The 5,527-nt window shown below is 45.1% G+C and carries 5 protein-coding genes; 2 read left to right on the top strand and 3 right to left on the bottom strand.

Annotated features, from left to right (window positions below; all coding sequences use genetic code 11):
* Positions 1–641 (bottom strand): helix-turn-helix transcriptional regulator (locus VK541_RS04465; protein ID WP_414692605.1); only part of this gene is annotated, 641 nt, incomplete at its 3' end.
* Between the two features lie 102 nt (positions 642–743).
* Here VK541_RS04465 and VK541_RS04460 point away from each other — a divergent pair.
* Both VK541_RS04460 and VK541_RS04455 read left to right on the top strand, forming a co-directional pair.
* Positions 744–2,198, top strand: coding sequence for an RtcB family protein (locus VK541_RS04460; RefSeq protein ID WP_324367334.1), 1,455 nt, complete (start codon positions 744–746; stop codon positions 2,196–2,198).
* A gap of 89 nt (positions 2,199–2,287) precedes the next feature.
* Positions 2,288–3,868, top strand: coding sequence for a TROVE domain-containing protein (locus VK541_RS04455; protein ID WP_324367332.1), 1,581 nt, complete (start codon positions 2,288–2,290; stop codon positions 3,866–3,868).
* Positions 3,869–4,466: 598 nt separating this feature from the next.
* On the opposite strand, the gene VK541_RS04450 is transcribed toward VK541_RS04455, so the two are convergent.
* A complete protein-coding gene (locus VK541_RS04450; RefSeq protein WP_324367330.1) occupies positions 4,467–4,652 on the bottom strand; it encodes a hypothetical protein in 186 nt (61 codons plus the stop codon).
* Positions 4,653–4,966: 314 nt separating this feature from the next.
* Positions 4,967–5,527: epimerase (locus VK541_RS04445; protein WP_324367328.1), on the bottom strand; the 561-nt coding region annotated here is incomplete at its 5' end.

The raw sequence follows: 5,527 nt of genomic DNA, 5'->3' as shown, positions 1-5,527 counted from the left end.
AGATTGTACAGATTCCCGTTTTTCTTATGCTGTATGCCCAATACAAACCAGCGGTTCCGATATTCCTTGAGCAAATAGGCGCTAAAACAAAATGTACTGGCATCCCGTGCCTTAAATGACTGATAGGTAAAACACAGCGTTTTCTTCGCCACTATTGCTTTTCGGATCACTTCAATGTACTCCAGCCCTTTCAGGTTATCATTCCGTTCAAAATCTATGACCGGGGCACTATGCGTCTTCTGCGAATAGATCTTATCTTCCAGCTTGCTCACCATTTCATTCAGATCAGCAAAATGGTTAAAGCCCTTAAATTGTTTTAATAAACCAGATACCTCCGTCAGCACCTGCATGTCCTGCTGGTTTAGCGGACTGTTGGTGATGCTGTAATTTTTCACGCTGTAGGTGTAATACTTCTTATCAACTACAACAATCGGCGCTTCATAACCCAGCTTATTGCTGCGCATCATCTCCATATCGGCCTGTACAGTCCTCCTGCTTACACCAGTATCAATGCCCTGGTATTCATAGATTGCGTCACTACAGGCGTCGATCAGGTCGTCGAGCGTCCATTTTCTATAGCGGTTTTGCAGGCATTGATCAATGGTACGGTAGCGGATGAGGGCGTTTCTGTTGACAGGCATCTGGTCTGAAATTATTTTAATGAATTTATGAATTATTTTTAACTGCGCAAATACACTGCGCAGATGCTGCATTCCTTTGTATCAATAAATAATAAAACAGTCATGGAAAAAGAGAAAATCAGCAACAACGAATTAAGGACTTTAGGGATCGAAGAAGTAGAAATCCTCGTCAACTTCAGCCGCGTGGCCAATGGTTTACTGAAACATAACGTAATGGGTAAGTCTGAAATCCTGGCCAATATAGAAGCGCTGATCGACGACCCTACGCCCTATGCTTTGAAGAAAGGCGGTAAGTTCAAGAACCTCGCCGAGGATATAATTGCCATGCGTAAGGAAGGTAAGTTTGTAAAACAAGAACGAAGCAACTTTAAGCTGAAAGAAGAAATAGCCGAGTTCCCGGTATGGGGACTGGAGCATATCGAAGTGGGTGCTCTGGCGCAAATGCGTACAGCCATACAATTGCCTATTGCGGTTGCTGGCGCCCTTATGCCCGATGCGCACCAAGGGTATGGCCTTCCAATCGGCGGCGTATTGGCTACCACTGCAAACACGATTATCCCGTTTGCCGTTGGGGTAGATATTGCCTGCCGTATGTGTCTGAGCATATTTGAGCTGCCTGCGGAAACTATTGATACGGAGACTGACAAATTAAAAAATATACTGGTAGACCATACCTATTTCGGTATAGGATGTACCACCAAATCGTATTTTGACAGTTCATTATTCGATAGTGCCGCCTGGAACGAAACCAAAGTGATCCGATCCTTGAAAGATAGAGCGTATGCCCAGTTGGGTACGAGCGGTACGGGCAACCATTTCGTAGAATGGGGCGAGTTAACCGTTGGCGAGGGCGCCTTAGAGAGTATCCCGGCAGGCAAGTACCTGGCTTTGTTATCGCACTCCGGTTCAAGAGGATTTGGCGGCGCTGTGGCGGATCACTATAGCAAAATTGCGATGACTAAAACGAAATTGTCTTCCGAAGCCAAGCACTTAGCCTGGTTGGATCTGGATAAAGATGAAGGACAAGAGTACTGGATCGCCATGAACCTTGCCGGTGAATATGCAAGCGCAAATCACCACGAGATCCACAATAAGATTGCCCTTGCTTTAGGGATTAATCCGGTTACAAGGATAGAAAACCACCACAATTTTGCCTGGAAGGAACAATTGGCTGACGGTACCGAGGTAATGGTACATCGTAAAGGTGCCACACCGGCAGGCGAAGGCATATTGGGGATCATTCCCGGAAGTATGAGCACGCCAGGTTTTCTGGTTCGCGGAAAAGGTAATGCAACAAGTATCAATTCCGCCAGCCACGGTGCCGGCCGCCTAATGAGCAGAAGCGCCGCTTTTAAAACTCTGGATAAGAATGTGATTGCAGCCAATCTTGTAGAGAAAAGAATTACACTGATGGGTAGCGATGTAGATGAAGCGCCAATGGCCTATAAAGATATCCATGCGGTAATGGCTGCGCAAAATGATCTGGTTGAAGTGCTTGCAAAGTTTGAGCCGAGGATAGTGCGCATGGCTAATCCAAAAGAAAAGCCGGAAGATTAGAAAATAATTTAAAATAATTTTACTGCGCAGATACGCTGCGCAGTTGCTTTCAACCTTTGTATTAACAAAAAGAAAAAAGGAGGTTCAAGATGAAATTTAACCTGTTAAGCAGAACAAAAAATCAAATGTTAAACCACGAAGGTGCAAAAGCGTTTGTGATGACACCCGAGATGGAAATGTATTCCACTGTAGTAACATGGAGCCTAAATAATTCTTTTTACGAAAAGAATGAAGTAAGAATGGAACGTCTACGCATGCTGATCGCCAAATGCGAGCCCCTGTTTGTGGGTAAGCTGGCCGTATACGCCAGGACTAAAATGCATATGCGCTCTGTACCGCTGGTTTTGGTAACTGAACTGGCCAGGCTGCACTCTGGCGATAATCTGGTCGCCAGAGTTACGGACGGTGTGATCGGCCGTGCAGACGAGATCACAGAGTTGCTGGCTTGCTATGAATTGCTGAACGAACGTAAAGGCACTAAAAGGCTAAATCGCTTGTCAAAGCAATTGCAAAAGGGACTATCGGCTGCGTTCAACCGTTTCGATGAGTACCAGTTTGGTAAATACAACCGTGATGGTTCCATCAAACTGCGTGATGCTTTGTTCCTGGTTCACCCAAAAGCAAAGGATGAATTGCAGCAATTGCTCTTCAACAAAATCGTATCCGGCGATCTGCAAACTCCGTATACCTGGGAAACGGAGCTGTCAGCATTAGGCCAAATGAATTTTGACAGCAATGAGGCTAAAGCCATGGCATTTCGTGTCAAATGGGAAGAGCTGATAGAAAGCGGAAAACTGGGTTATATGGCCCTGTTGAGAAACTTGCGTAACATTCAGGAAGCTGGTGTAAGTTACATGCACTTTGAAAAGGTATGTGCACGTTTGGGCGATGCCACAGAAGTGGCAAAGGCAAAACAGTTTCCGTTCCGTTACCTTGCTGCATATCGTGAGCTGATCGATCCGGCTGCAATACCGACTAGACAAGGCTTTGTTAAAAACCTAACGGCTTTGGCGCAGGGCGATAACAAATGGCACACTGGTGACTTGCTGGATGCTTTGGAAAAAGCAGTTCAGGCAAGCGCGGCAAACATCAAAGGTTTTGACCATGAAACCCGCGTGCTGGTTGCCTGCGATGTTTCAGCATCGATGCAGAAACCTGTATCGGCAAAGTCTAAGATCTTGCTGTACGATGTGGGATTGATGCTGGCTATGCTTTTGCATTCACGTTGTAAAAACGTTGAGGTCGGCATGTTTGGTGATTCCTGGAAAACAATCACAGTGCCACGTAGTAACATACTGGGCAATGTGCAGGAGTTTTACCGCCGCGAGGGTGAAGTGGGTTATGCCACTAACGGCCATCTGGTGCTCAAAGATATCTTGTCCCGCAAAGTCAGGATGGATAAAGTGATGTTATTCACTGACGGTCAGTTGTGGGATTCCTCAGCATCAGGCAGTCACATACAGACCTTGTGGTTGCGCTACAAGGCAGAGATATCTCCAGGAGCTAAACTCTACCTGTTTGACTTACAGGGTTACGGACAAGCGCCATTGCAAATACTGCGCAATGATGTTTACCTGATTGCAGGCTGGAGTGATAAAGTTTTTGAAGTGCTGGCTGCTTTGGAAAATGGTGAATCTGCATTAGATGCGATCAATAAAATAGAATTATAAACCAAGTATGGGGAGGCTGACACCCCATACTTTTAAAGAAATTAATAAGGATGCCGTAGAAACGGGTTACTTCGCACCATTGGAGGGGGTGGGCAGTGTTGCGCAAGCGATGCTGTGGGTTCGAGTCCCAAAAGCGGTCCCCCATCCCGCGTTCGCCAGTTGCTCCTTATAAAATATAAAAGAAAGTGCCGTAAATAAGTGTTACTTCGATTCTTAACGTCCAGGTCGCTGGTTCAATTCCGGCCATTGGTTTAGCCAATGTAGCTCAGTGGTTAGAGCAGGAACACCGCAAGGTGTATCTCACTTGTTGCTTTTTGCCTTTCTTTTTAAAGAAATTAAAACTAATAAAGAAGATGCCGTAGGCCAGTGTTACTTCGCCCGTCACGCTAAACCAAACACTGGTTAATCGTTGCTCTTCTTCATTTATTGCTTTATTAAACTTAAAAGGTGCCGTAAACTGGTGATACTTCGGTATGATGTTCCCTGAGGGGAAAGGTGCAGATTCAAATTCTGCCTGCAAGTAATTGCAGTAGTCTAATAAAAACACCGGTTGTTTTTTGCCCTTTAATAAAATATTGAAAGATACTCTGGGTAAGCTTTATTTTTTCTGCGGTGGAGTGTTCACTATTTCTCCAAACTCATTCACCCAGGCCATCATGCTATCCAGGTCCGAACCTGTAGAATTTTGCTGGCGCTCCAATTTGCGTTGTTCTTTATCTTCTTTTTTCTTTTGTCTGTTTTTTTCAAGTTGCTTTTTCATAAAGGTTGCTTGAGATTTAGCCATAAATTGATGTTTTAGTTAAAAAATAACTTTTCTCTGCGTTACAGGTATGCCTGCGTCAAGATGATAAAGGGTAGAGAGATAGAGAAAAGTATAGGTGTATCCCTTTTTGCAAATATACACATTTTCTCCCTAAAATCCTACAGTAGGGCGGTTAAGGGTTAAAGCTGTTGGCACAGAGTCAGACTATTTTTACCACATCCGACCCAGTTCCGACCCAAATCCCATCCAGATTTGACAGCATAGCGACCGGGTCAATCCCGAGTGCGGGCCGGCTGGGATATGAATGTGATGTGCGTTTGGGGTAAAGGCAGGGTTTAAGATGCAGTGGCATTGATGTCGCTGACTTCTAAGATTGGCTTATTTACATCGGTAGTGGCACAGATGATCATCGCGTGTGCGACTTGCTTCAGTGTACTCGCCGAATTAGGAAATAAGGTTTTAAGGATGGGGTACATCCAGGCAAAGTACCGGTAGAGTTTCAGGGTATGCTGCTGTCCGGGCACAGCTTTCATAAAGCCGGGGCGAAAATTGTGTACTTTTTTAAAAGGCAGTTTTTGAATGTCATTTTCGGTTTTGCCCTTTACCCTTGCCCACATCGTTTTACCTTTTTCCGTACTATCGGTACTGGCCCCGCTAACATAAATAAAGGTCATGCCTGGATTTTGCGCAGAGACAGCCCTGGCAAAATGCATAGTAGTGTCGTACGTAATACGGGTATAATCAGCTTCTGACATTCCTACACTACTGATACCGGCACAGAAAAAACAGGCGTCGTAACCACTCAGTGCAGCATCATCAAATTGCAAGGCAAGAAAGTCAGAGATGATGTATTCTTTCAGTTTGGGGTGTTTAACGCCAGAAGGCTTGCGGCTTAC

This window comes from Pedobacter sp., from assembly GCF_035317785.1.
GTDB lineage: Bacteria > Bacteroidota > Bacteroidia > Sphingobacteriales > Sphingobacteriaceae > Pedobacter.
This window is presented reverse-complemented; position numbering and strand designations above follow the sequence as displayed.

What these genes read in the sequence shown, in the direction of transcription:
- VK541_RS04460 (WP_324367334.1), top strand. Translation starts at nt 744, where the DNA reads ATGGAAAAAGAGAAAATCAGCAACAACGAATTAAGGACTTTAGGGATC.
- VK541_RS04455 (WP_324367332.1), top strand. Translation starts at nt 2,288, where the DNA reads ATGAAATTTAACCTGTTAAGCAGAACAAAAAATCAAATGTTAAACCAC.
- VK541_RS04450 (WP_324367330.1), bottom strand. Translation starts at nt 4,652, where the DNA reads ATGGCTAAATCTCAAGCAACCTTTATGAAAAAGCAACTTGAAAAAAAC.